This window comes from Streptomyces sp. NPDC059567, from assembly GCF_042735655.1.
Lineage (GTDB): Bacteria > Actinomycetota > Actinomycetes > Streptomycetales > Streptomycetaceae > Streptomyces.
Window position 1 is genome coordinate 1 of sequence record NZ_JBHWBS010000048.1, and the last position, 21,348, is coordinate 21,348.

Consider the following 21,348-nt stretch of genomic DNA (forward strand, 5'->3'; position numbering starts at 1 on the left):
CGGGCTCGCCCGCCCCGCCCACAGGGGGGGGGGCGGCCCGCGCCCGGGGTGGTCACCGCGGGAGGGTCGGAGGGGCCGCGTGAGCCGCCGGACTCACGCGAACCGCCGGGCTTACTTCAGGTGAAGCTGCTGGCCCGGGTGGATCAGGTCGGCGTCCTCGACGACGTCCTTGTTCAGCTCGAAGAGCTTCTCCCAGCCGCCCTCGACGTTCTGGGCGGCGGCGATCTTGCTCAGGGTGTCACCGGCGACGACCTTGTACTCGCCGTCACCCTTCGCGACCTTCTTGCCGGTGGGGGTGGTGACGGTCTTCGCCTCGGCCTTCGGCGCGGTCCGCTGCTCGCTGCGGGTCGTCGGCTGCTCGGCCTTGCGCTCGGGCGTGGCCGGAGCGGTCTTGGCCGGCGCGCTCTCGGCGGCGCCGGTGTAGGCGGCGCTGGAGAGGCCCACGCCACAGCTCGGCCAGGCACCCTTGCCCTGGCCGGCCAGGACCTTCTCGGCGATCTGGATCTGCTGCGACTTCGAGGCCTGGTCGGCGCTGGCGGCGAACGCGGTGCCGCCGTAGGCCGCCCAGGTGGAGGCAGAGAACTGCAGGCCACCGTAGTAGCCGTTGCCGGTGTTGATGGCCCAGTTGCCACCGGACTCGCACTGGGCGACGACGTCCCACTCGGAGGCGGTCGCGGCCGAGGCGGACCCGGCGGACATCAGCGGCGCGGCGACGGCGACACCGGCGATGCCGGCGAGGGCGACGGCGCGGGTGGCCTTGGAGGCGCGACGGTGTTTGCCCTTGGCGGAAAACAGCATGGGGAATCTCCTCACCGACGCCTACGAGGTGAGCTGTCGGGTTCGGGCCATGTGAGTTGCCCGGCCGCGCGACCCAGCGCGCGGCTTCACCCCAAGCCGCTCCGTCGGCCGTCTGTCTCAACGGCCGGGGGCGGCACTTACCTTGGGTCCCCCGCTCCTGCCTTCGGCGCATGACGCGACGACTGTTCCCATCGGCCGACGGCAGGATTCGGCGTATCGGTCGACGGGGCCCGCGGTGGCGAGCGGTGCTGACCGTAGACACAGACCCCGCTGAAGTTCAAAGACGTCCATTGGGGAAATATCGCCCGTACCCACTTCGGGACGAAGGGTGTTTACGCAGGTGAGAGGTGACGGAAGCAAACTTTGCGGACGCGATATGCCAGTTGAGGCAAAGAGACCCATGTCTCAGTTGCGCAGAACCGGACATACAGCACCGAACTAACCCTTCGCCGGGAGGAGATCGATCGTCAGGTCGAGGCTCTGACCAGGCATGATGAGGTCCGGATCGGCACCCACCGTCGAGCGGTTGGCGTCATAGAGGGCGCCCCAGCCGCCCGGGAGTTCGTTCTCCCGTGCAATGTCGGTGAGGTTGTCGCCCGGCTGGACGGTGTATTCGCCCGAAGTGTCCTTGGTGTCCGTAACGCCCTTGGCGTCCTTGGAGCCCTCGACGCCCGCTACATCCGCACTGTCCGTCTTGTCCCCATTCATACCCGGGGTCGCGTCACCTGTCGGCGCGTCAGTCGGCGTGTCCGTCGGTGCGGCATGTCGACCGTTTTCACCACTCTTGCCCGGATTGACCGTCTCGTCCGGGGCCGCGTCGCCGCGGTGCTTGCCGGTGCCGGGAGTCGCCGGCGCGCCCGGCGTGTCGGACGTCTCGGGGGTGGCGGTCGGGTTCGACGCGGTGGGCGAGGTGGCCCCAGGCGTGGCGGTCTCGGGTGCGGTGGCCCCGGGGGTGGCCGGAAGGCCGTCCGTGCGGTTCGACTCCGCGACGGGGCCCGTGGGCTCCTCCGGCGTGACCGCCGGCCCGGGGTCGACGCCGGGCGCGGTGCCATCGTTCTTCAGTCCGGCGATCGGGGCACAGGTGGCCCACTGCGTGGAGCCGGCGGCGAGCGCCTTGTCGGCCACCGCGATCTGCTGGGCACGGCTCGCGAGATCCGCACTGGTCGCGTACGCCAGACCGCCGTACGCCTCCCAGGTCTCCTGCGTGAACTGGAGTCCGCCGTAGAGGCCGTTGCCGAAGTGCGCGCTCCACAGGCCGCCCGTCTCGCACTCGGCCACCCGGTCCCAGGTGGCGGCGTCGGCGGCGGAGGCGGAACCCGCGGCGAGCAACGGCAGCGCCAGGGCGGATCCGGTCACGCCTGCGGCGACGACTATGGCGGGGGCCTGGCGGGGTCTGCGGTGTCGTCCGTTCCCGGAGCGCATACGGAGGGCCTTTCACGTGACTGCTGAGATGACGGTGAACGTAGCGGCATTCGAACGTCAGTAACAAGTCGATGCAGCGGAGATCACGTAAAAGTCACAGTCTTGACGGTCCGTCAGCGCGCAACTCGGGCGAACTCGACCGGAAGCGTGCGCAATCCACGCATGATGAGCCCGCCGCGCCACCGCAGATCGGCCGGATCCGCGGCAAGTCGGAGGTCCGGCAGGCGAGTCAGGAGCGTCGCGAGGGCGATCTGTCCCTCCAGCCGGGCGAGCGGGGCACCGATGCAGTAGTGGATGCCATGCCCGTACCCCAGGTGCTGGTTGTCGCGCCGGGACAGGTCGAGGGTGTTCGGCTCGTCGAAGCGCGCCGGGTCACGGTCGGCGGCCGCGAGCACGACCAGGACGGGGTCGCCCGCCGGGATCTCCTGCCCGCCGATCGTCAGCGGCTCCATGGCGTACCGCCAGGTCGCCAGCTCCACCGGCCCGTCGTAGCGCAGCAGCTCCTCGACACCGGTCTCGAGAAGGCCCCGCTCCCCCGCCGCGAGCGAGGCCTGGAGCCGCTCGCGCTCGCCCGGGTTGCGCAGCAGGGCGTAGACCCCGTTGCCGACCAGGTTGACCGTGGTCTCGAACCCCGCGAAGAGAAGGATGAAGGCCATGGCGGCCGCCTCGTTCTCGGTGAGGTGCTCGCCGTGGTCGGACGCCTTGATGAGCCCCGAGATCAGATCGTCGCCCGGATCGAGCCGCTTGCGGTGGATCAGCTCCGCGAGATAGCCGCGCATCTTCTTGACCGACCGCGCCACCCCGCCACGCGGCCCTCCGCCGTGCCGGATCATCATCCCGGCCCAGTCCCGGAAGTCGTCCTGGTCCTCGCGCGGGACGCCGAGCAGGTCGCAGATCGCGTAGATGGGCAGCGGGAACGCGAACTCGTGGATGAGGTCCGCCTCGCCCTTCTCCGCGAACGAGTCGATCAGCCGGTCCGTCAGCTCCTGCACCCGCGGTGCGAACTCGGCGACCCGGCGCGGAGTGAACGCCTTCGAGACCAGCCGCCGCAGCCGGGTGTGGTCGGGCGGGTCGATGTTGAGCAGATGCGTCATCAGCTCGGCCTTGCGCTCCCCCGGGATCCCTGTCTTCCCCTTGGCGTGCGCGGGCTCGTCGTGGTGCGCCGGGTTCTTCGACAGCCGCTGGTCGGCGAGGGCCTGCCGGGCGTCCGCGTACCGCGTCACCAGCCAGGCCTCGACCCCGCTCGGCAGCTTCGCCCGATGGACGGGCGCGTGCTCGCGCAGCCAGGCGTAGGCGGGGTACGGATCGGTCGCGAACTCCCAGGTGAAGAGCTCGGGGGCGGGGGGTTCGACGGGGGGCGTGCTCACCCTGAGACGGTACAAGGTCGCCGCGGCACGGGCTCGCCGGCGGCCGGGGGCCAGGGGCCGGGTATGCGATCGTCACGTGAACAGGCGTACGCGGCCGAGATCCGCCCGGCACCCCCTAGATTCTCCGGAGTGGATGCCCAGTTGCTCAGGAGCACGTTCGCCGTTGTCGAGAGACGGGCCGAACATGCCGTCGCGTTCTTCTACTCCCATCTCTTCTGGAACAACCCGGGCGTCCGCGAGCTCTTCCCCGAGGACATCCGTCCCCAGCGCGACCGGCTCTTCGCCGCGCTCACCCATGTGGTGACCAAACTGGACGACCCTGCGCTTTCCGCCTATCTCGCCCATCTGGGCCGCGACCACCGCAAGTTCCTCGCCACACCCGCCCTGTACGCCGCCGTCGGCGCCAGTCTGACCGCCGCCTTCGCGCATACCGCCGGGGCCGCGTGGACCGTCGAGGCCGAGAAGGCGTGGACCGAGGCGTACGGATACGTCGCCGACCTGATGATGCGGGGCGCGCAGGAGGCGGCGGAGGACGGGGAGCCTGCCTGGTGGGACGCCGTCGTGGCACGCCACGAGCGGCTCGGCGACGACCTGGCGGTGCTGACCCTGCGCCCGCGCCGGCCCTTCGCCTATCTGCCCGGGCAGTACGCGAGCGTCAGCTCGCTGCGGGTCCCGCGGGTCTGGCGTACGTACTCCCTGGCCAACGCGGCCCGGGCGGACGGCACGGTGGATCTGCACATCAGCCGGATCCCGGGCGGTGCGATGAGCACGGCGCTCGTCGACGAGGTGCGGGAAGGCGAGCCGCTGCGGCTGAGCGCGCCCGGCGGCGCGCTGATCTCACGGACCTCGCCGCGCGCGCCCCGGACGTACATCGCGGCCGGCACCGGCTGGGCGCCGGTGAAGGCGCTTCTCGAGGAGGTGGCCGAGGGGCCCAAGGGCACCGAGGCCCGGCTCTTCCTCGTCGCCCGGGCCAAGGAGTATCTGTACGGGAGGAAGGACGTGGCCCGCCTGAAGGAGCGGATACCCGGGCTGAACGTCACGTACATCGCCTCCGCGCCGGACCATCCGCGCGACCAGGCGACCGAGCGGCTGATCCACGCGCTGTACGCCTGCGGCAACTGGCCGTCCCACGACGTCTACCTCGCGGGCCCGCCCGGTTTCCTCGCCGAGACCGTCCCGGTGCTGAAGCACCTCGGCGCGGCCCGGCTCCACCACGACCGGCTCCCGACCGCGGGCCGCCTCCGCCCCCGCCCGGCCTCCACCGCCGAGTGGCTCATCGAGCCCCCGGAACCCGTCTGGCACAACCCCGAGGCACGGACTCCTCGGCGTCCGTGAGGTGCAGCCGTTCGGAACGCTCCGGCCACGCGGACCCTGCGTACGAGCCCACGGCCCGGAGCGCCATCACGCTCAAACGTGTCGGAACGCCCCGGCCACACGGATCCTCGGCGCGCAATGCCATGGCGCTCAGACGGTCGGGACGCCCTCCGTCGCGCGGATCGTGTCGCGGTAGGCGCGGGCGGCCGCTCGCAGCGCCGCCTCCGGGTCGACGCCGGACGCCTCCGCGCGGGCGGCGAGGGCCAGCAGTTCGTAGCCGACGCCCTCCCCCGTCGGCAGGGCCACGTCCAGGCCGGCCGTGCGGACCCGGCCCGCCAGCTTCGAGGCGAGCGCGAGACCGGGCTGGCCGAGGGGCACCCCGTCGGTCACCGACGCGCGCTGCTTCTCGATCGCCTTCGTGCGCAGCCAGTGTGCCTTGACCTCCTCAGGCGTCTCGGCCGTCGCGTCGCCGAAGACGTGCGGGTGGCGATGGATCAGCTTCTCCACGATCGTCCCCGCCACGTCGTCGACGGAGAAGGGCTCCTCCTCGTGGTCCTCGGCGATCCGGGCGTGGAAGACGACCTGGAGGAGGACGTCCCCGAGCTCCTCGCGCAGCTCGTCGCGGTCCCCGTCCTCGATCGCCTCGACGAGTTCGTACGCCTCCTCGATGCCGTACTTGGCGAGTCCCTTGTGCGTCTGCTGCGAGGACCACGGGCACTCGCGGCGGATGCGGTCCATGACCTGCACCAGGTCGAGGAGGCGGGCGCCGGGCAGGTCGTACGAGCCGGGCAGCAGCTCCAGGTCGGGCATCGTGACGCGGCCGGAGCCGGCCAGCCGGGCGAGCCCGTCGGTCAGGGCCTGGTCGCCCTCCCCGGAGGGCAGGACCACGACGGTCCGTCCCCCGGCGCAGGCGTCGACCAGTTCCTGCGCGGCCGGGCGGGCGTGCTCGACGACGACACCCGCCTCGCGGAGGTACGGCAGCTGGGGGTGGTGCTCGTCGCCGCAGAGCACCCGGTCGGCGCCGTGCAGCGCCTGCCACGCGGGCCAGGACAACAGTCCGGGCGCCACGCGGTGGCTGGCGGTGAGCAGAACGATACGACCGGGCTCGATGGGTGCTTCAGGGTTCACCCTTCGACCTTACGTGGGGCTACGCGCCCGCTTCCACGGCCGGGTCGGGGGTGAGGGGGCGCACCCAGGACGGGGTGTACGTGCCCAGCTGGATCTTCTTGTCGTCCCAGGCTCCGAAGCGCGGGTTCACGTCGATGTCGAGTTCCTTCGACGCGGCGGTGAAGACCTCGGTGAGCTTCTGCTGGCCCTCGGGGGTGTTCGCGATGCCGAGCTTCTCGGCGATCTTGTTCATGAGGACCGTGCGGCGGACGACCGCGTCGATCTGGTCGGGGGCGACGCCCTGCTGCTGGAGCAGCATCGCGGCGAGCTGGGTCTCGCCGCCGCTCTGCTCGGCGAACTCGCCGCGCGCCTTCTGGATCTCCCCGCGGGAGGCGGTGATCCCGTTGTCCGCGGCGACCTTGTCCACGACCTTGTCGAAGATCATCACGTTGAGCTTCTCGCGGCTGAGGTCCCCGGTCGCCTGGATCAGCTGCGCCGCCTGCGGCGACGCCTGCTGCGCGGTCCGTACGTCACGCACCTGCGCCTGGAGGCTGGACACCTCGATCCGTTCGCCGCCGACGACCGCCGCCGCCCCTGGGTGGGGCTCACCGCCGCAGGCGGCGAGGAGCGGGGCCGCGGCGAGGAGCGCGGCGGAGACGGAGAGCGCAGTGCGGCGGTGCAAAGGAGCCTCCCGGCGTGGGTCGTGCCTCAGTTGAACGACCTTGCGGTGATCGATGTTAGGCAGTCGCCGTGGCCTGGGCCACTACTTCGACGCGACTGCCTCCATCAACGACTCACGCGTTCGGGTGGTGGCGGCCCTCGGCCCGATCGGCCCCGAAACGTCCGTGTTCGTCGCCTTGACCAGGAAGTGCGGGCGGCGCTTCACCTCGTAGTAGATGCGGCCCACGTACTCGCCGACCAGCCCCAGCATCACCATCTGGACCCCGGCCAGCGCCGTGACGATGACGAGCAGCGTGACGTATCCGGGGGTTTCCACGCCCTTCACCAGGGCGACGCCGACGATCCAGGCCGCGTATGCCAGGGCCACCGACACGAGGATCATTCCCATGTACACAGCGGCCCGGAGCGGCTTGTTGTTGAAGGAGAGCAGCCCGTCGAGACCGTAGTTGAGCAGCTTTCCGAAGGTCCATTTCGAGCGGCCCTCCTCACGCACCGCATTCTCGTACTCGAATGTGGTGGTGCGGAATCCGACCCAGGCGAAAAGGCCCTTGGAGAATCGGTTGTACTCGGTGAGTTCGAGGATGGCGTCGACGGTACGGCGGGAGAGCAGCCGGAAATCGCCGACCCCGTCCACCAGCTCCACGTCCACCAGCCGGTTGATCGCCCAGTAATAGGCGCGCGCGGTCATGGTGCGGGTCACCCGGTCGCCCTTGCGGGTGCGCCGGGCGATGACCTGGTCGTACCCCTCGGAATGCAGGCCCACCATGCGGTGCACGAGCTCCGGCGGGTGCTGGAGGTCCGCGTCCATGATGACGACGGCGTCGCCCTCCGCGTGCTGGAGGCCGGCCAGCATCGCGGCCTCCTTGCCGAAGTTCCGGCTGAAGGAGACATAGCGGGCGCGAGGGTCGGAGGCGGCGATCTCCTCCAGGAGCGGGAGCGTACGGTCGTGGCTTCCGTCGTCCACATAGACCAGCTCGAATTCACCGTCGAAACGGGAGAGTTCGGTGGTCACATGGTCGTGAAAGCGACCGATGATCTCTTCTTCGTTGAAACACGGGACCACGATCGAGAGCAGCACACGGGACACGACAACCCACCCGGATGTCGTCGGCCGATTCGAAACATGACGACGAGACGACCATTGAGTGAACTGGCCCCGGAGGAACACACTTTCGTGTTCCGTACTGGCATATTCGCACCATCATGCCTGATCAGACGAGACGGATCGTGGCCCGCGCCGCCGGCCTCGCCGCGTTCCTCACCGCGCTCGCCGTCTGCGCCGGGGACGCCGTCGCCCGCACCTTCCCGTTCGGACCCGAGCGGCGCGGCGTCAACGACCTGTCCAACCAGTTCGTCCCGTACCACGCCCATCTGTGGGACCTGCTGCACGGCAGAGCCGACGGCGGGCTGCTGCTCAACTGGCAGTCCGGCTGGGGCACCAGCTTCCTGCCCGACCTCGGGACGTATCTGGGCAGCCCGTTCGCGCTCCTCGTCGCGCTCTTCCCGCGCGCGGACATCGAGTACGCGGTCTATGTCGTCACGATCCTGAAGATGGCCGCCGCGGCGGCCGCCATGACCGTGGCGCTCCTGCGATTCCGGCCCGGCCCCTGGTGGGGGGCGGCGGTGCTCGGCGCCTCGTACGGGCTGTGCGGCTGGGCCGTCATGGAGGCCACGTACAACCCGATGTGGCTGGACGGTCTGATCGCCTTCCCGCTGCTGTGCCTGGTCGGCGACTGGGTACGGGAGGGCCGCAGGCCCCTCATCGGCCCGGCCGTCGTCGCCCTGTGCTGGGTCGCGAACTTCTACACCGCGTACATGGCCACCATCGGCGCGGCCCTGGTGCTCCTCGTCCGTCTTCTGCTCGCGAACGAGCTCAGGATCCGCGTCCTGGCGCGGGCCGTGGTGACCGCACTGCTCGGGATCGGGCTCGCCGCGCCGATCCTGGTGCCGGTCTTCCTCGGCTCCACGCGCGCGTACCCTGGTGTGATCAGGCAGTTCCAGCCGGTGGACTGGACGGACTTCCTCGCGCGGCTGCTTCCGGCGACGTACAGCTTCTCCTCCCCCGCCGCGTTCCTCGGCACGGGAACCCTGCTGCTGGCGGGCGCGCTCCTCTTCCACCGGAGGGTCCCGCGACGGGAGCGCCTGGTGTGGGCCGGGTTCGCCGTCGCGGTCGCCGTGTCGATGCAGTGGGGACCCACCCATCTGGTGTGGCATGTCTTCGCCACCCCCAACGGCAGCCCGTACCGGCAGACCTTCGTCCTCTCCGGCGTCCTGGTCCTCGCCGCCTGGCTCGCCCTCTCCCACGGCTGGCCGGGGCGACGGGAACTGCTCGGCGGAGCGGGCGTGGTGACGGCGGCCGCCGTGGGCGCGACCGCCAGCGACCTGGTGACCGGCTGGACGTACCCCCTGCTCGCCCTCGGCCTCGCGGCGGCCGGCGGCGCGCTGTGGTCGGCCGCCCGGGGGCGGGGCCGGTACGGAGTGGTGGCGGCGGTGCTCCTCGCCGGGTCGCTCGTCGGGCAGGCGGCCGCGACGACGGCGTACGCGGACCGGGAGCGGCTGTCGCGGCTCGACGACTATCCGGCCTGGGGCGCGGAGCAGGACCGGCGGACGGCGGCGCTCGCCGAGGCCGACGGCTGGCCGGAGTACCGCACCGACTCCGGTCGTCCGCGGATCACCGGCAACGAACCGCTTCTCCTGGGTGGTCAGGGCGTCGCGTACTACAGCAGCCACACCCCGGAGGTGCTGACGAGGACGCTGGCCGCGCTCGGCGGCGGCTGGACCTCGCGCGGCCGCAATCTGCAGAGCCTCGACAACCCGGTGACGGACGCGCTGTTCGGGGTCGGCGCCCGGTGGCGGGACGACCGGGTGGTGCGGACGGGGCCGGTGCTGCCGCTGGTGACGGTACGTCCGGAGGGCGCCGTCGCTCCCCGGTACGGGGCCTCGCCGTTCCGGAACCAGGAGATGCTGCTGGGCTCGTCCGTGTACACGCTGCCCGCCGACGGGGTCTGCCCGGTGGGCAGCGAGGTCTTCCTCTGGGCGCCCGACATGCGGGGGACCGCACAGCTCGGTCCCGGCGGTCGGACGGTGAACCCGGCGGGCGGGCTGCCGAAGTGGCGGGCCGCGCTGACCTCGCTGGGCCCGCAGAAGACGGCGGGCACGAAGGCGGTCCTGAAGGGCAAGGGCACGCGCGGACACCAGATCGGCTGCCTGGACCGCAAGCGGCTGACGACGGCGGTGGAGGACCTGCGCGCGAAGACGGCGGCCTCGATCACCTCGGTCCAGGTCACCGACAGCGGCATCCGCGCGGAACTCGCGCCGGGGACGAAGGGGACGGTGGTGCTCGCGGCCCCCCGCATCGCGGGCTGGACGTGCGACGGCCGCGCCGCCGACGTGTACGGCGGACTGGTGGCGACCAAGGCCGACGGCCGGACATCGGTGACCTGCGACTTCCGCCCCCCGGGCCTCCGAGCGGGCCTGGCGGCGGGGACGGCGGCCCTGATCCTGCCGGCAGCGCTGACGGCCTGGAAGCGAAGGACACGGACCCCGGATCGGCGTACGGACGAGGCCCGCGGGCACGGGGACGTGCGCGAGCCGGCCGAAGCACTCACCTGAGTGACGGCGGGCTCGACGGCACCCGGAGCCGCCAGCGGATCTCGCCGTCCTGCCACTGGTCGGTGGGGGTGAGCCCGGCTGCGGTGGCGACGGCCGCGGATGCCCCGTGGTCGGGGTGGATGTGTGCGACGAAGGTCCGTACCCCTTGTGCGCCGAGCCACCCGACGATCCCCCGCACCGCCTCGACGGCGATCCCGCGCCCCTGCCACGGGGTCCCCACGATCCAGGCGATCTCGGCGGCTTCCCCGTCGCCGACGGTCGCCTGCACGGTCCCGACGAGGGGACCCCCATCCTCAAGCCGGACAACCCAGTTGCACCAGGAGACCCCGGCCTCGGGCGATCCCGCGACGAGCCGCTCGTAGCGGGCGCGCAGTGCCTGCGGGGTGAGCGGGGTGCCCCCGATGAAGCGGTGGAGCGAGGGGTCGCCGAGCACGCCGGCCATCTCCTGGGCGTGGTCGACGGCGAGGGGGAGCAGGGTGAGCCGGGCGGTGGGGACGGTCTCGGGCTGAAGGGTCACGTGGCCTCCGGGTGGGTTCGCCGATCGGGTGGGTTCGTCGATCGGGTGGGGCAGTGGGGGTCCCACAGACAATTTTGTAAGTACTGGTCGCCCCGTCGTCGCCCCCACAGCATGGATCACACATCCACCGCCCCCTCCGGACAGGAGCACACCCATGTCAGCCCACCACCCCGTCCCCGTGACCGTCCTCGGGCTGGGATCGATGGGGAGCGCGCTGGCCGACGCGTTCGTCGGCGCCGGCCATCCGACCACCGTGTGGAACCGGACCGCCTCGAAGGCCGCCCCCCTCGTCGCCAAGGGGGCCGTTCACGCAGGAGCGGTGGGCGAGGCCGTCGCGGCGAGCGAACTCGTCGTCGCCTGTCTGACCACGTACGACGACACCATCGCGGCCCTTGAGCCGGCCGCCGGCCTGCTGGAGGGACGGGCGCTGGTGACCCTCAACAGCGGGTCGCCGGCCGGGGCGCGCCGGATGGCCGCGTGGGCGGGCGGGCACGGTGCGCGTCATCTCGACGGGGCCGTCAAGAACGTGCCGGCCGCCGTCGGCGCCGAGAGCACGCTCGTCTACTACAGCGGCGACCGCGCCCTCTTCGAGGAGTTCGAGGCGACGCTGAGGGTGTTGGGCGGCGACACCGTGCACCTCGGCACCGACCCGGACCTCGCCGCCCTGTACGAGATGGCGGTGGGCGGCACGCTGCTGCCCGCGCTCGTCGGCTTCTTCCAGGGCGCGGCGGCGCTGCGGGCACGAGGGCTCGACGCCGCCTCGATGGTGCGGTTCAGCGTCAAGTGGTTCGAGATGATCAACTCCCTACTGCCCGTCTTCGCCGAGGAGATCGACAGCGGCGACTACGGCGAGCCGGCCTCCTCGGTGAGCATGTTCCTCGCCGGAGCCGCCCATGACGAGGAGTTCGGCAGGGAGGCGGGGCTCGACGTGGAGTGGCTGGGGCCCTTCCACGAGCTTCTGCAGCGGGCCGTCGAGGCCGGCCACGGCGAGCACAGCATCTCCGCCCTGACGGAGGTGCTCGGCAAGCCGCGGTGAACGTGACGAAGGGCCGGACCCATGGGTCCGGCCCTTCGTCGTGCGCCTGGCGTCAGTTCTTGACGGGGTTCAGGCAGAGCACGAACTTGTACGACTCCAGCTGCTGCGCGAGCGCGACCTCGCTCACGTCGCCGCACTTGTCGACGTCGAAGGTGTCGTCGACGACCTTCACGACCTTGTAGAGGTCGGGCACCTTCTCGCCGCACGGCTTGGTGTCGACCTCGGGGTCGTTCTCCGGGCCGGTCACCGTCACGCACTCGCCGACCTTGGCGGACACGGGCGCCTCACCCGTGAGGTACGGGAGGCCGAGCTTCCAGAACAGGATGGCCGCGATGGCCACGACGATGCTGAGGATCGTCTTGCCTATGCTGCGCTTCTTCTTCGCCGGCTCGGCGGGCGCGAGCGGCTGGTCCGGGGTGGCGGGCGGCGTCGTCATGAGGGCTTCCTTGGGGACGTGAGCATGATCAGACGCGAACGCTACATCGCACTGAACGGGCAAAACGGACCCGAAAGATCCACTTCTCCATCAGTTGTGGACTCGTGATTCTGGCGTCCCGTCAGGCGAAGCGGCCCATCTGCTGCTGACGCGCCAGCGCACGCCTCAGATCCGTCGGAAGCGCGTGGTACGGGCCGTATGTCCGCTCCGTGTCGTACAGCAGCGCCTGGAGCTGCTGGTGGCCGGCGGTGTGGTCGCCCATCGCCAGGAGCAGCATCCCGATCCGCCGCCGGATGTCGAAGAACCGGGCCTGGTCCGCCCCGTGTTCGTGGAACGGCAGCAGCGCCCGGTACTCCGTCAGCGCGGACGCCGTCTCCCCGAGCTGCTCCAGGCACTGCGCCGCCTCGTAGCGGAACTGCAGGGTCTGCGGGTCGGCGGGGCCCGCCTCGGCCGCCCGGTCGTCGGCGAGGCGGCGCAGCTCCGGGAGGGCGCGGCGGTACTGGCCGTCGTCCATGAGGGTCGTCGCGTACTGCTTGCGCAGGATGCGGACGACGGGCGAGTGCTCGCCGTGCTCGGCGGCGGCCGCCGGCAGAATCGAGCCGAGGAGGTCGACGGCCCGCGTGAGGGAGCCCTCGCCGAGCAGCCGCTTGACCTCGTCGACGGTGGCGGCGACATCGGGGCGCGCGACGGGCGGTGCGACCGGTGGCGCGGGGACGGACGCCCGGTCGGGCCAGGGCGCATGCGGCCGCAGGAAGGGGCGCGTCGGGTCGAGCGGCCCCGCGGGAGCGCCGCGCGCGGGCAGCAGCGGCAGCAGCGCCTCGTACACCTCGTGCGCACCGGAGGGGCGGTGCTGGGGGTCCTTGGCGAGCAGCCGCAGGACGAGCGCCTCCAGGACCTCCGGCACCTCGGGGCGCAGCTGGCGGACCGGGAGCGGGGGCTCGTAGAGGTGACGGTGCAGGACGCCGAGCGCGGTCGAGCCGGCGAACGGCACGTTCCCGCTGAGGAGTTCGTGGAGCAGGATGCCGAGCGCGTACAGGTCCGTGTACGGGCCGACCGCGCCGCCCATCGCCTGCTCGGGCGCCATGTAGGCCGGACTGCCGATCGGTGAGCCGGTGTGGGTGAGGCGGGTGGTGTCGGTGTCCAGGACGGAGGCGACGCCGAGGTCGAGGACGGTGACGGTGCCGTCGGGACGCACCATCACGTTGCGGGGCTTGAGGTCGCGGTGGACGATCGGGACCGCGTGCACGGCGGCGAGCACCGCGCACAGCTGCGCGGCGACGGAGACGGCCCACTCCCAGGGGTACGGGTCGTGCTCGGCGAGATGGTCGGCGAGGTCCGCGCCGTCGAGGTACTGCATGACGAGGTACAGGTCGTCGCCGTCGCTGCCTGCGTCGTGGACCGTGACCAGACCGGGATGGTCGACCTGGGCCGTGACCCGGCACTCGCGCACGAAGCGGCGCCGGAGCTCCTCCGCCGCGGTGGCGGGCCCGGTCATGGTGGCGGGGCGGAGCAGCTTGACGGCGACGCGGCGGTCGAGCCGCCCGTCGTACGCCGTCCAGACCTGGCCCATGCCGCCCTGGCCGATGACCGTGGAGAGTTCGTACCGGCCACCGATGACGCGTCCGTTCACCGACCGCCCTCTCGCGGGTCCTTCGGCTCCTTGCGGAGGAGGTCGCTGAGCTCGTCCAGCTCGGCGCGGACCTGGTCGATCCGGGGGCCGGGCACCGGAGGCTGCGGCGGAACGGCGGGCTGGGACGGAACGGCGGGCCGGGGCGGCTGGGACGGGGCCGCGGGCTGCGGCGGCACGGCGGTCTGCGGCGGCGCCACGGGCCCCTGTTGCGGCGGGTAGCCGTAGCCGGCCCGGTGCTGCGGGACCGTCGTCCCGTACGGCGCGAACGCCGCGGGCGGCACGGGAAGCGCGAGGCGGACCTTGTCGTGCCGAATGTCGGCGACCAGGAAGTAGATGGTGAATCCCAGGGCGTTGAGCAGGATCATGCTCATCGCGACGTCGGCCTGCGTCGTCTCGACGTCGTCGGGCAGCAGGACGAGGCCGGTGATCATGACGGCCGCGGATACTCCGCACAGGATCCAGTCCAGCGTGCGGCGGGTCACGACCGCGAGCCGGATCATCGTCCCCCACGTCAGGAACCCGATGCTGAGCAGCGGAAGTACCGCGAAGAGCACGCGCAGCACGATCACCGACGCGGGGACGGCACGCTGCGGTGTCTGAGGCGGAAAGCCGTGGCCGTACATTCCTGCTCCTGGGCACTGGGGTCGGGTGCGAAGAAGAGCGTATACACCCCTGACGACAACGGTTCCGGGTTGTACGGAACCGTTGTCGAACAGTCAGAATGCGCGACCGCGTCTACGGGGCGACCGTGCCGTCCGCCAGGCCGTCGTGCAGGCCCTGGACGAGCTGCTCGCCGAGGCGGGCGGTCAGCCGCAGCGCCTCCTCGAACTCGGCGAGGGCCCTGAACCGTTCGCCGAGCCGACGCTGCTCGACGAGCGGCAGGCGCGGCAGTTGGAGGCGGCGGACGTCGAGGCGGGTGGCGGTGGAGGCGTAGCTGCTGGCCTGCCGGGTGTTGGCGGTGGCCCGGACGAAGCCGGCCAGGAACCAGGGGTCGAGGGCCGACGGATCGGGGCGCAGCAGCTGGAGGTTGCGGCCGAGGGCGGCGCCGGCGGTGGCGGCGTCGACGACCCGCACGGCGGTGCCGCCTCCGAGGACCGGCACGACGACGTCGCCGGCGGCGAGCAGGACCGGCTCCTCCGGCGGGCCGTCGGGGAGCGTGCCGGAGGGGGCCTGGGCGGCGAGGACGTCATGGTCGGTGAGGACGGCGACGGGGGCGCCGGCGGGTGCCGCGCCCGCGCCGCCCGCACGCAGGGTCACGGCGCCGCCGCGGGCGAGTTCGCCGACGGTGGTCACGGGCCAGCGGACCGGGCCCGCGGGTGACATGGCCGGGCCGGACACGGCGGGCGGGGTCAGCTCCTGGGTGCGGCTCAGGGTCTCGGTGAGCCGGTCGCGCACCTCGGTCAGCTGGGCCGCGCCCTCGGCGGCCGCCGGGGGCGGCAGGTGGCGGGCGGGGGCCAGGTCGACGTCGTCGTCGAGGAGTTCGATGACGGGTACGGAACGGCTGGCCCCGGGGGTCTCGGCGACCGTGCCGTCCTTGTCGAAGGGCAGCCAGGCGTCGAGTACGGCGGCGTGGACGGCCTGCCAGTCGAGTCTGTCGCGCCCCGCGCCGCCACCGCCGGCCTGGTCGGTGGTGGTCGTGGCGGTGGTGTCGACGACGAGCAGTTCCGGGGAGGCGGCGACGCCCGCGGCGGGCTTGCGCAGCACCCACAGGTGCAGCGGGATGCCGTACGGGGGTGCCGCGCCGGCGGGCAGGGCGACGACGGCCCGCAGGGCGCCCCTCCTGAGGAGATCGGCGCGGATGCGACGGCCGGAGCGGCGGGAGGCGGCGGCCGGCGGCATGAGCAGGACGGCGGTGCCGCCGGGGCGCAGCCGGGCCAGGGCGTGCTGGACCCAGGCCAGTTCGGACTCCGTACGGGCCGGGAAGCCGTACTCCCAGCGCGGGTCGTAGGCCAGTTCGTCGTGGCCCCAGTTGCGCTCGTTGAACGGCGGGTGGCAGAGCACGGTGTCGGCCGTGACGTGCGGGAACGCGTCGGCGCGCAGGCTGTCGCCGGTCCGCACCCGGATGTCGGCGTCGGAGGCCAGGGCGAGGCGGAGGGCGGTGAGCGCGGCCAGGTCGGGGTCGGCGTCCTGGCCGTGGAGGGCGCCGGGGTGCTCGACGGCGCGGAGCAGCGTGCCGGTGCCGGAGGCGGGGTCGAGGACCGTGGGGCGGGGGCCGGCGCCGGGGGCGGCGAGGGCGGCCATCAGGGCGGCGGGGCCGGGTGGGGTCAGCGTGTACTGGCGCGGGTTGGCGTCGAGGTGCCGGCCGAGCAGGAACTCGAACGCCTGGCGGGCCCCGGTCTCGGCGGCGAGGTCGGCGGCCCCGCGCACGAGGGCCGCGGAGGGGGCCAGTTCGGCCGCGCTGGGGGTACGGACGGCCCTCTCGGGGCCGAAGCGCTCGGCGAGGACCTCTTCCAGGGCGACCGGCAGGGTCTCGGTGAGCCGTCGGTCGGAGACGGCGGCGAGCGCCGGCCAGGCGGTGGAGCGGTCCCGTACGAGCAGCAGGACGCAGCCGGCCTGGACGAGGGCGGTGACGGCGCCCGCCGGATGGCCGGTGACCTGCTGCCACACCCGCTCGCGCAGGGGGACCTCGGCGAGCTTGCCCTGGGCGCGGAGCCACTGCTCGACGTCGGCGAGGGCGAAGGACGGGCTGGTCTCCGTCCCGCCCACGGGGCGGGGGAAGTCGGCGTGCCGGCGGCGCCAGTTGCTCACGGCGGCCCGTCCGACCCCCGCGAGCCGGGCGATCCCCGCGGCGGTCACCTCTGCTGCGTGCTCCGGCACCTGGCTGACTCCCCTCGTCCCGCTCGGACGTCGTCCGCACGTCGCGTACCCGCTGCTGTGACCCCGATCTTACTGATGAACGCAAGGCGCACCACTTCACAGCGTGAGCCGATTCAATTTCCGTGAACCGTGTTGACTCGGTTCACAGCCTCTGTTCTTATTGATTCATCGCTCCACGGGGTCCTGGACGGGCCTCGATCACAGTCGATGCCTCATGTCCTGGAGGACACCCATGTCGTACGACACCCAGATCCCGCAGGCCCCGCAGGTGGCCATGCGCAACGGGCTCGGCACCGCGGCCCTGATCCTCGGCATCATCGGTACGCTCTCCGGCCTCATCCCGCTCTTCTTCTGGCTGGCCGGCATCCTCGGCGTGATCGCGCTGATCCTCGGCCTGGTGGGCAGAGGCCGCGTGAAGCGCGGCGAGGCGAACAACAAGGGCGCCACGACCACCGGCGCGATCCTCGGCCTCGCGGCCCTGATCCTCTCGGTGGTCGGCGCGGTGATCACGTTCACCGCCGTCAGCGACGCGGTCGACGAGATCGACAAGTCCATCAAGGAGTCCGCCCCGAAGGACCCGTCGGGCGGCAAGGCGGCCAAGTCCCTCGCGGCCGGTGACACCTCGGTCTACGAGGACATCAAGGTCTCGGTCTCGGAGGCCAAGCCGTACAAGCCCAGCGAGTTCACCGACCTCACCGAGGGCAACAAGGCCTACCAGGTGACCGTCGTCATCGAGAACGGTGGCAAGGAGAAGTTCGACGCCGCGCTCGTGACGCTGAGCGCCCGCGCCGGCAAGGACGGCGTGACCGCCGAGCAGATCTTCGACGGCAAGGTCGGCGCCGGTTTCAGCGGCTCCATCCTGCCCGGCAAGAAGTCCACGGTCGTCTACGCCTTCGAGGTCCCCAAGGGCGCGAAGGACCTCGCGGTCGAGGTCAGCCCCGGCCTGGAGCACGAGGCCGCCCAGTGGGAGCTGAAGGTCGGCTGACCCTCCTGACCGCCCCACCTCGCCTCACTCGGGCACCACACCCGTAACCCCCGCCCCACCCCCGGAGAAACCACCATGTCTGCCGCCCGCCACCCCCGCACCCGCCGCACGGCCCTGATCGCCGCGCTCTGCGCCGCCGCCGCGCTCGGCGCCACCGCCTGCGGGCCCTTCTCCGACGATGCGAAGGCGTCCGGCCCCTTCGGGGACCTGACCGGACCTCAGATCTCCAACAAGGCGATCGCCTCGACGAAGAAGGCCGACTCCCTGACCCTCGACCTCGCCTTGAAGACGACCGACGGGCCGATGAAGGCGTACCTGTCGATGGACACCCGCGGGAAGTGCGTCGGCACCCTGACGGTCGGCACGACGGGCACGGCCGAGCTGATCAAGGCCGACGACAAGGACGTCTTCCTCCGCTTCGACGAGGCGTTCCTGAAGGAGCAGGCGAAGGGCGAGTCGCCCGAGGTCCAGAAGGCGGTCCTCAAGGAGCTCAAGGGCCGCTGGGTGAAGACGCCGGTGACCGAACCGGACGCCAAGGACAGCCTCGAACTCTGCGATCTGAAGGCGCTCCTCGGCGACTTCGAGCAGGGAATCAACCTCGCGGTCAAGGGCGAGGAGACCACCGTGGGCGGCAAGAAGGCGCTGATGGTGACGGAGAAGTCCGGCGGCGAGACGACGACGGTCTACGTGGCGACGGAGGGCGAGCCGCACATCCTGAAGATCGTGTCGGCGGGCGGCGAGGAGCCGGGGACGATCACGTTCAGCGGGTACGGCAAGCCGGTCGAGGCGAAGGTGCCGGCGGCCAAGGACGTCGTGGACGAGACGAAGACCGGCTGACGGTACGGGTGGGGCGACGAGGGTGTGAGGGCCGCCGGAGGGGGGCGGCCGTCACACCCTTCGCGCTGTTCACAGAGTGCCGCGGTTCACGACCGGTCCACTGTTCACAGCCGGTCGACTGTTCACAGGGCGGCCACTGTTCACAGCGCTGCCGCGGTTCACAGCCGGTGGCGGACCCAGACGTTCGGCTCGACGTAGACGGCGTAGCCGCGCGTGGTCTCGCAGTGGACCGGGACGAGCGCGCCCTCGACCTCGACCGGGCCGTCCGTGTCGAACGGCAGGCCCGTCCATGCGCGCCACTGCTCGACGGACGCGCCGATCGTCATCGAGGCCGGGGCGACCGCCTCGATCGTGGCGCCCGCGCGGACGTGGACGCGCAGCCACGGGTCGTGCGGCAGGCCGTCCGACGCGCGGGTGCGGAAGGCGTACTCGTGGATGGAGGCAACGGCCTCCAGGTGCTTGCCGTTGGGGCGGACCGGGGCGACGACCTCGGAGAAGCCGAGCCGGCGGGCGTTGTCCCGCATGGCGTCCAGCATCTTCGCCGAGAGTCCGTGCCCGAGCGCGCTCGTGTCGACGGTGACCTCGATCGCGCTGACGGTGTCGGGGGTGCGCCCGTGCCGCCGGTCGGAGAACGCCCACAGCAGCACCTGGTCCCAGCCGGTGGCGGGCAGTTCGCCACGGCCCTCGGCCCGGAGCTGGAAGGGAACGCTGAGCGCGCGGGCGACGACCCTGCCCTCGGAGTCCGTGGCCACGAGGACGTACTCAGGCAGCTCGGCCACGATCCGCCCGAAGTGGGACCAGCCGACGGGGTCGTACATCATGAACTCCGGCCAGAGGTCCTTCATCCCCCACATCGGAGCTTCGAGCTCAGGGCGTTCGGCGAGGGTCGATATGTTCAGCTCCATGAGGGCGCAGGCTAACGACCGTTCGCCGAACCCCCAACCGATTTATCACGGCGTCGCGACGTCGTGAGGATGATTCGCATCGGCCAGCTGGTCGCCGAGGCGGCTCCGTCGATAGAGGACCTGGCGTCCGTCGCGTGCCCGGGTCAGCAGACCCGTGGCGTGCAGCACGCGCAGGTGCTGGGACACAGCGCTCGGGGTGACCCTGAGGCGACGAGCGATCTCGACCGTGGGCAGCGGCTCGCAGAGGAGGGCAAGCAGCCTGGCCTTGGGGGCGCCGAGCAGCGCCACCAGGGCAGTCGCGTCAGGAGTGGGTGGTGCGGTCCACAGCGTCGCCACTCCTCGGCTCGGATAGGACAGCGCCGGCGGTTCCTCCGGACTGACCGGAGGCGCGGGCTTGTGCGCGAACACCGACGGCACGAAGAGGAGTCCTCGGCCGGACGCGGCGACCCGGTGCCTGCTGATCATCTTGTCGATGTGCAGGACGCCGTCGTGCCAGCGCAGGTTGGGGTGCATGTCCGCGAACAGCAAGCGGGCGCCTCCCACTCGGCCGCGACTTCGAGGAGTTCCGGAGCAGCGCGGCGCAGTCCATCCCGGTCGGACGGGTCGGCGAGCCGGAGGATGTCGCACACACGGCGTCCTTCCTGGTGAGCGCCGAGGCGGGGTTCGTCTCCGGGCAGGTCATCTACATCGCCGGCGGACCGGTGGACTGACGAGGAGCCGTCGGATGCCCCTGATGCTGCCGTGACCTGCGCGTATCCGGGCGGCAGCGCTCCTCAACCGCCGCACTGACGCAGCATCGTCTTCTTGTCCGGCGCGGTCACCGGCATCTCGTACTTGGTGGCGACCTGGGCGAAGCGGACCGCGTAGGCGCACCTGATCGGCCGGGCGGGCGGCAGCCAGGACGCGGGGCCGGAATCGCTCTTGGCCGAGTTGGCCCGCCCCTGGACGGGGATCAGATTCAGTACGTCGTTGGCGAACTGCTTGCGCTTGCTCACCGGCCAGCGCGAGGAGCCCATCTGCCAGCTGTAGGACAGCGGCACCACGTGATCTATCTGCACCTCGGCGGCCTTCGATTTGCGCCACTCTATGGTCTTCCCGGTGTACGGGTCCTGCAGCGTCATGGCGACGACCACGCAGTCGGAGCCGTCTTTGAAGCGGAGGTTCCGGGCATCGCGGCGGATCAGATCGTTTCGGGTGTCGCACCCGTTCCTCGCCAGCGGGACCCCGTCGGCGGTGTCCATCCAGGCACGGCCGAACTCGTCCCGGTCGTAACCCGTCTTCGGCCCCCGCCCCTTCGTGGACAGCCCCTCGATGAGCCTTCGGGCCGCGGCCTTGTCAGCGTCCGTCGTCACGGGTGCGAGTCCCGGCTTCGTGCCGTCCGGATTCTCGAGGGGGCTGATCGCCCGTCCGTCCGGCGCGGCCGGCCCGCCGGGGGCGCCAGGGTCCGACGTACAACCGGCGGTGATGAGGACCGCGGCGGCAAGTGCGGTGAGGGGGAGGGTCTTCGGGTAGCTGGGCACGCCGGGATCCTAGCCATGCCCTTCGCGGTCCAGACCATTGAGCCGTTCGGCGCGCGGAATCGACAGGGGGCGCGTAGCGTCGAATGAGCTGTTTGTCCCCTTCCTAAGGAGTCGCACACATCATGGGGATCATGGACAAGCTCAAGGGCATGATGGGCCAGCATCCGGACAAGGCCGAGCAGACCGTCGAACGCGGCGGCGACATGATCGACCAGAAGACCGGCGGGAAGCACGCCGGCCAGGTCGACCAGGGCCAGCAGAAGGCACAGGAGTACATCGACAAGCAGCGGGGGCAGGACCAGCCCCCGGCCTGACGACTCCCCCGCACCTGTGCGGCCGTGTCTGTCTCTAAAACACAACTGAC

At 71.6% G+C, this 21,348-nt stretch carries 20 protein-coding genes, 1 pseudogene and 1 riboswitch; of the genes and pseudogenes, 7 read left to right on the top strand and 14 right to left on the bottom strand.

Annotated elements, in window-relative coordinates:
- Positions 1-111: 111 nt before the first annotated feature.
- The 3 genes from ACFVZW_RS21425 to ACFVZW_RS21435 all read right to left on the bottom strand — a co-directional run bounded on the left by ACFVZW_RS21425 (position 112) and on the right by ACFVZW_RS21435 (position 3,587).
- Positions 112-798 (bottom strand): transglycosylase family protein, encoded by a 687-nt coding sequence (locus ACFVZW_RS21425; protein ID WP_384523531.1) that lies wholly within the window; start codon positions 796-798, stop codon positions 112-114.
- 3 nt (positions 799-801) lie between these two features.
- Positions 802-977: riboswitch (cyclic di-AMP (ydaO/yuaA leader) on the bottom strand.
- 259 nt (positions 978-1,236) lie between these two features.
- Positions 1,237-2,154, bottom strand: coding sequence for a transglycosylase family protein (locus ACFVZW_RS21430; protein ID WP_384523533.1), 918 nt, complete (start codon positions 2,152-2,154; stop codon positions 1,237-1,239).
- A gap of 179 nt (positions 2,155-2,333) precedes the next feature.
- A complete protein-coding gene (locus ACFVZW_RS21435) occupies positions 2,334-3,587 on the bottom strand; it encodes a cytochrome P450 (protein ID WP_384523535.1) in 1,254 nt (417 codons plus the stop codon).
- Between the two features lie 63 nt (positions 3,588-3,650).
- Between ACFVZW_RS21435 and ACFVZW_RS21440 the strand changes: the two genes are divergently transcribed.
- Positions 3,651-4,922 carry a globin domain-containing protein gene (locus ACFVZW_RS21440; protein ID WP_384523537.1) on the top strand — a complete coding sequence of 424 codons (1,272 nt, stop codon included), beginning with the start codon at positions 3,651-3,653 and terminating at the stop codon, positions 4,920-4,922.
- 129 nt (positions 4,923-5,051) lie between these two features.
- Here the strand turns inward: ACFVZW_RS21440 and ACFVZW_RS21445 are convergent, their stop codons facing one another.
- The 3 genes from ACFVZW_RS21445 to ACFVZW_RS21455 form a co-directional block, all read right to left on the bottom strand.
- Positions 5,052-6,029, bottom strand: coding sequence for a nucleoside triphosphate pyrophosphohydrolase (locus tag ACFVZW_RS21445; protein ID WP_384523539.1), 978 nt, complete (start codon positions 6,027-6,029; stop codon positions 5,052-5,054).
- Between the two features lie 19 nt (positions 6,030-6,048).
- Positions 6,049-6,690 carry a SurA N-terminal domain-containing protein gene (locus ACFVZW_RS21450; protein WP_384523541.1) on the bottom strand — a complete coding sequence of 214 codons (642 nt, stop codon included), beginning with the start codon at positions 6,688-6,690 and terminating at the stop codon, positions 6,049-6,051.
- An 81-nt stretch (positions 6,691-6,771) separates the two neighbouring features.
- Complete coding sequence (locus tag ACFVZW_RS21455) at positions 6,772-7,767, bottom strand: glycosyltransferase family 2 protein (protein ID WP_384523609.1); 996 nt, start codon at positions 7,765-7,767, stop codon at positions 6,772-6,774.
- A 125-nt stretch (positions 7,768-7,892) separates the two neighbouring features.
- Here ACFVZW_RS21455 and ACFVZW_RS21460 point away from each other — a divergent pair, with 125 nt between their 5' ends.
- A complete protein-coding gene (locus ACFVZW_RS21460) occupies positions 7,893-10,301 on the top strand; it encodes a YfhO family protein (protein WP_384523542.1) in 2,409 nt (802 codons plus the stop codon).
- On the opposite strand, the gene ACFVZW_RS21465 is transcribed toward ACFVZW_RS21460, so the two are convergent.
- Positions 10,294-10,818: a GNAT family N-acetyltransferase gene (locus ACFVZW_RS21465; protein WP_384523543.1), complete on the bottom strand. Its 525-nt coding sequence runs from the start codon at positions 10,816-10,818 to the stop codon at positions 10,294-10,296. The genes ACFVZW_RS21460 and ACFVZW_RS21465 overlap by 8 nt on opposite strands.
- Before the next feature lie 154 nt (positions 10,819-10,972).
- Between ACFVZW_RS21465 and ACFVZW_RS21470 the strand changes: the two genes are divergently transcribed.
- Positions 10,973-11,854, top strand: coding sequence for an NAD(P)-dependent oxidoreductase (locus ACFVZW_RS21470; protein WP_384523545.1), 882 nt, complete (start codon positions 10,973-10,975; stop codon positions 11,852-11,854).
- Positions 11,855-11,906: 52 nt separating this feature from the next.
- Here the strand turns inward: ACFVZW_RS21470 and ACFVZW_RS21475 are convergent, their stop codons facing one another.
- The 4 genes from ACFVZW_RS21475 to ACFVZW_RS21490 all read right to left on the bottom strand — a co-directional run bounded on the left by ACFVZW_RS21475 (position 11,907) and on the right by ACFVZW_RS21490 (position 16,737).
- Positions 11,907-12,290, bottom strand: coding sequence for a hypothetical protein (locus tag ACFVZW_RS21475; RefSeq protein WP_384523547.1), 384 nt, complete (start codon positions 12,288-12,290; stop codon positions 11,907-11,909).
- Positions 12,291-12,411: 121 nt separating this feature from the next.
- Positions 12,412-13,920, bottom strand: a complete 1,509-nt coding sequence (locus ACFVZW_RS21480) for a protein kinase (RefSeq protein ID WP_384523549.1) — start codon at positions 13,918-13,920, stop codon at positions 12,412-12,414.
- The gene (locus tag ACFVZW_RS21485) at positions 13,917-14,543 is read right to left on the bottom strand and encodes a hypothetical protein (protein WP_384523551.1); all 627 of its coding nucleotides are present in this window, start codon (positions 14,541-14,543) and stop codon (positions 13,917-13,919) included. The genes ACFVZW_RS21480 and ACFVZW_RS21485 overlap by 4 nt, the downstream gene beginning before the upstream one ends.
- A 112-nt stretch (positions 14,544-14,655) precedes the next feature.
- Positions 14,656-16,737 carry an N-6 DNA methylase gene (locus tag ACFVZW_RS21490; RefSeq protein ID WP_384523553.1) on the bottom strand — a complete coding sequence of 694 codons (2,082 nt, stop codon included), beginning with the start codon at positions 16,735-16,737 and terminating at the stop codon, positions 14,656-14,658.
- A 232-nt stretch (positions 16,738-16,969) separates the two neighbouring features.
- Between ACFVZW_RS21490 and ACFVZW_RS21495 the strand changes: the two genes are divergently transcribed.
- Together ACFVZW_RS21495 and ACFVZW_RS21500 are read left to right on the top strand one after the other, a co-directional pair.
- Positions 16,970-17,722 carry a DUF4190 domain-containing protein gene (locus ACFVZW_RS21495; RefSeq protein WP_384523555.1) on the top strand — a complete coding sequence of 251 codons (753 nt, stop codon included), beginning with the start codon at positions 16,970-16,972 and terminating at the stop codon, positions 17,720-17,722.
- A 75-nt stretch (positions 17,723-17,797) separates the two neighbouring features.
- Entirely contained in the window at positions 17,798-18,559 is a 762-nt protein-coding gene (locus tag ACFVZW_RS21500) for a hypothetical protein (protein WP_384523557.1), read from the top strand.
- Positions 18,560-18,717: 158 nt separating this feature from the next.
- On the opposite strand, the gene ACFVZW_RS21505 is transcribed toward ACFVZW_RS21500, so the two are convergent.
- Together ACFVZW_RS21505 and ACFVZW_RS21510 are read right to left on the bottom strand one after the other, a co-directional pair.
- Complete coding sequence (locus ACFVZW_RS21505) at positions 18,718-19,464, bottom strand: N-acetyltransferase (protein WP_384523559.1); 747 nt, start codon at positions 19,462-19,464, stop codon at positions 18,718-18,720.
- Between the two features lie 45 nt (positions 19,465-19,509).
- Positions 19,510-20,064 (bottom strand): annotated as a pseudogene (locus ACFVZW_RS21510) (ArsR/SmtB family transcription factor); the annotation flags it as partial.
- Here ACFVZW_RS21510 and ACFVZW_RS21515 point away from each other — a divergent pair.
- Complete coding sequence (locus ACFVZW_RS21515; protein WP_384523611.1) at positions 20,052-20,174, top strand: SDR family oxidoreductase; 123 nt, start codon at positions 20,052-20,054, stop codon at positions 20,172-20,174. The pseudogene ACFVZW_RS21510 and the gene ACFVZW_RS21515 overlap by 13 nt on opposite strands.
- Positions 20,175-20,237: 63 nt before the next feature.
- Here ACFVZW_RS21515 and ACFVZW_RS21520 read toward each other — a convergent pair whose 3' ends face one another.
- Complete coding sequence (locus ACFVZW_RS21520; RefSeq protein WP_384523561.1) at positions 20,238-20,984, bottom strand: HNH endonuclease family protein; 747 nt, start codon at positions 20,982-20,984, stop codon at positions 20,238-20,240.
- Between the two features lie 122 nt (positions 20,985-21,106).
- Here ACFVZW_RS21520 and ACFVZW_RS21525 point away from each other — a divergent pair, with 122 nt between their 5' ends.
- Entirely contained in the window at positions 21,107-21,298 is a 192-nt protein-coding gene (locus tag ACFVZW_RS21525; protein ID WP_384523563.1) for an antitoxin, read from the top strand.
- Positions 21,299-21,348 lie beyond the last annotated feature (50 nt).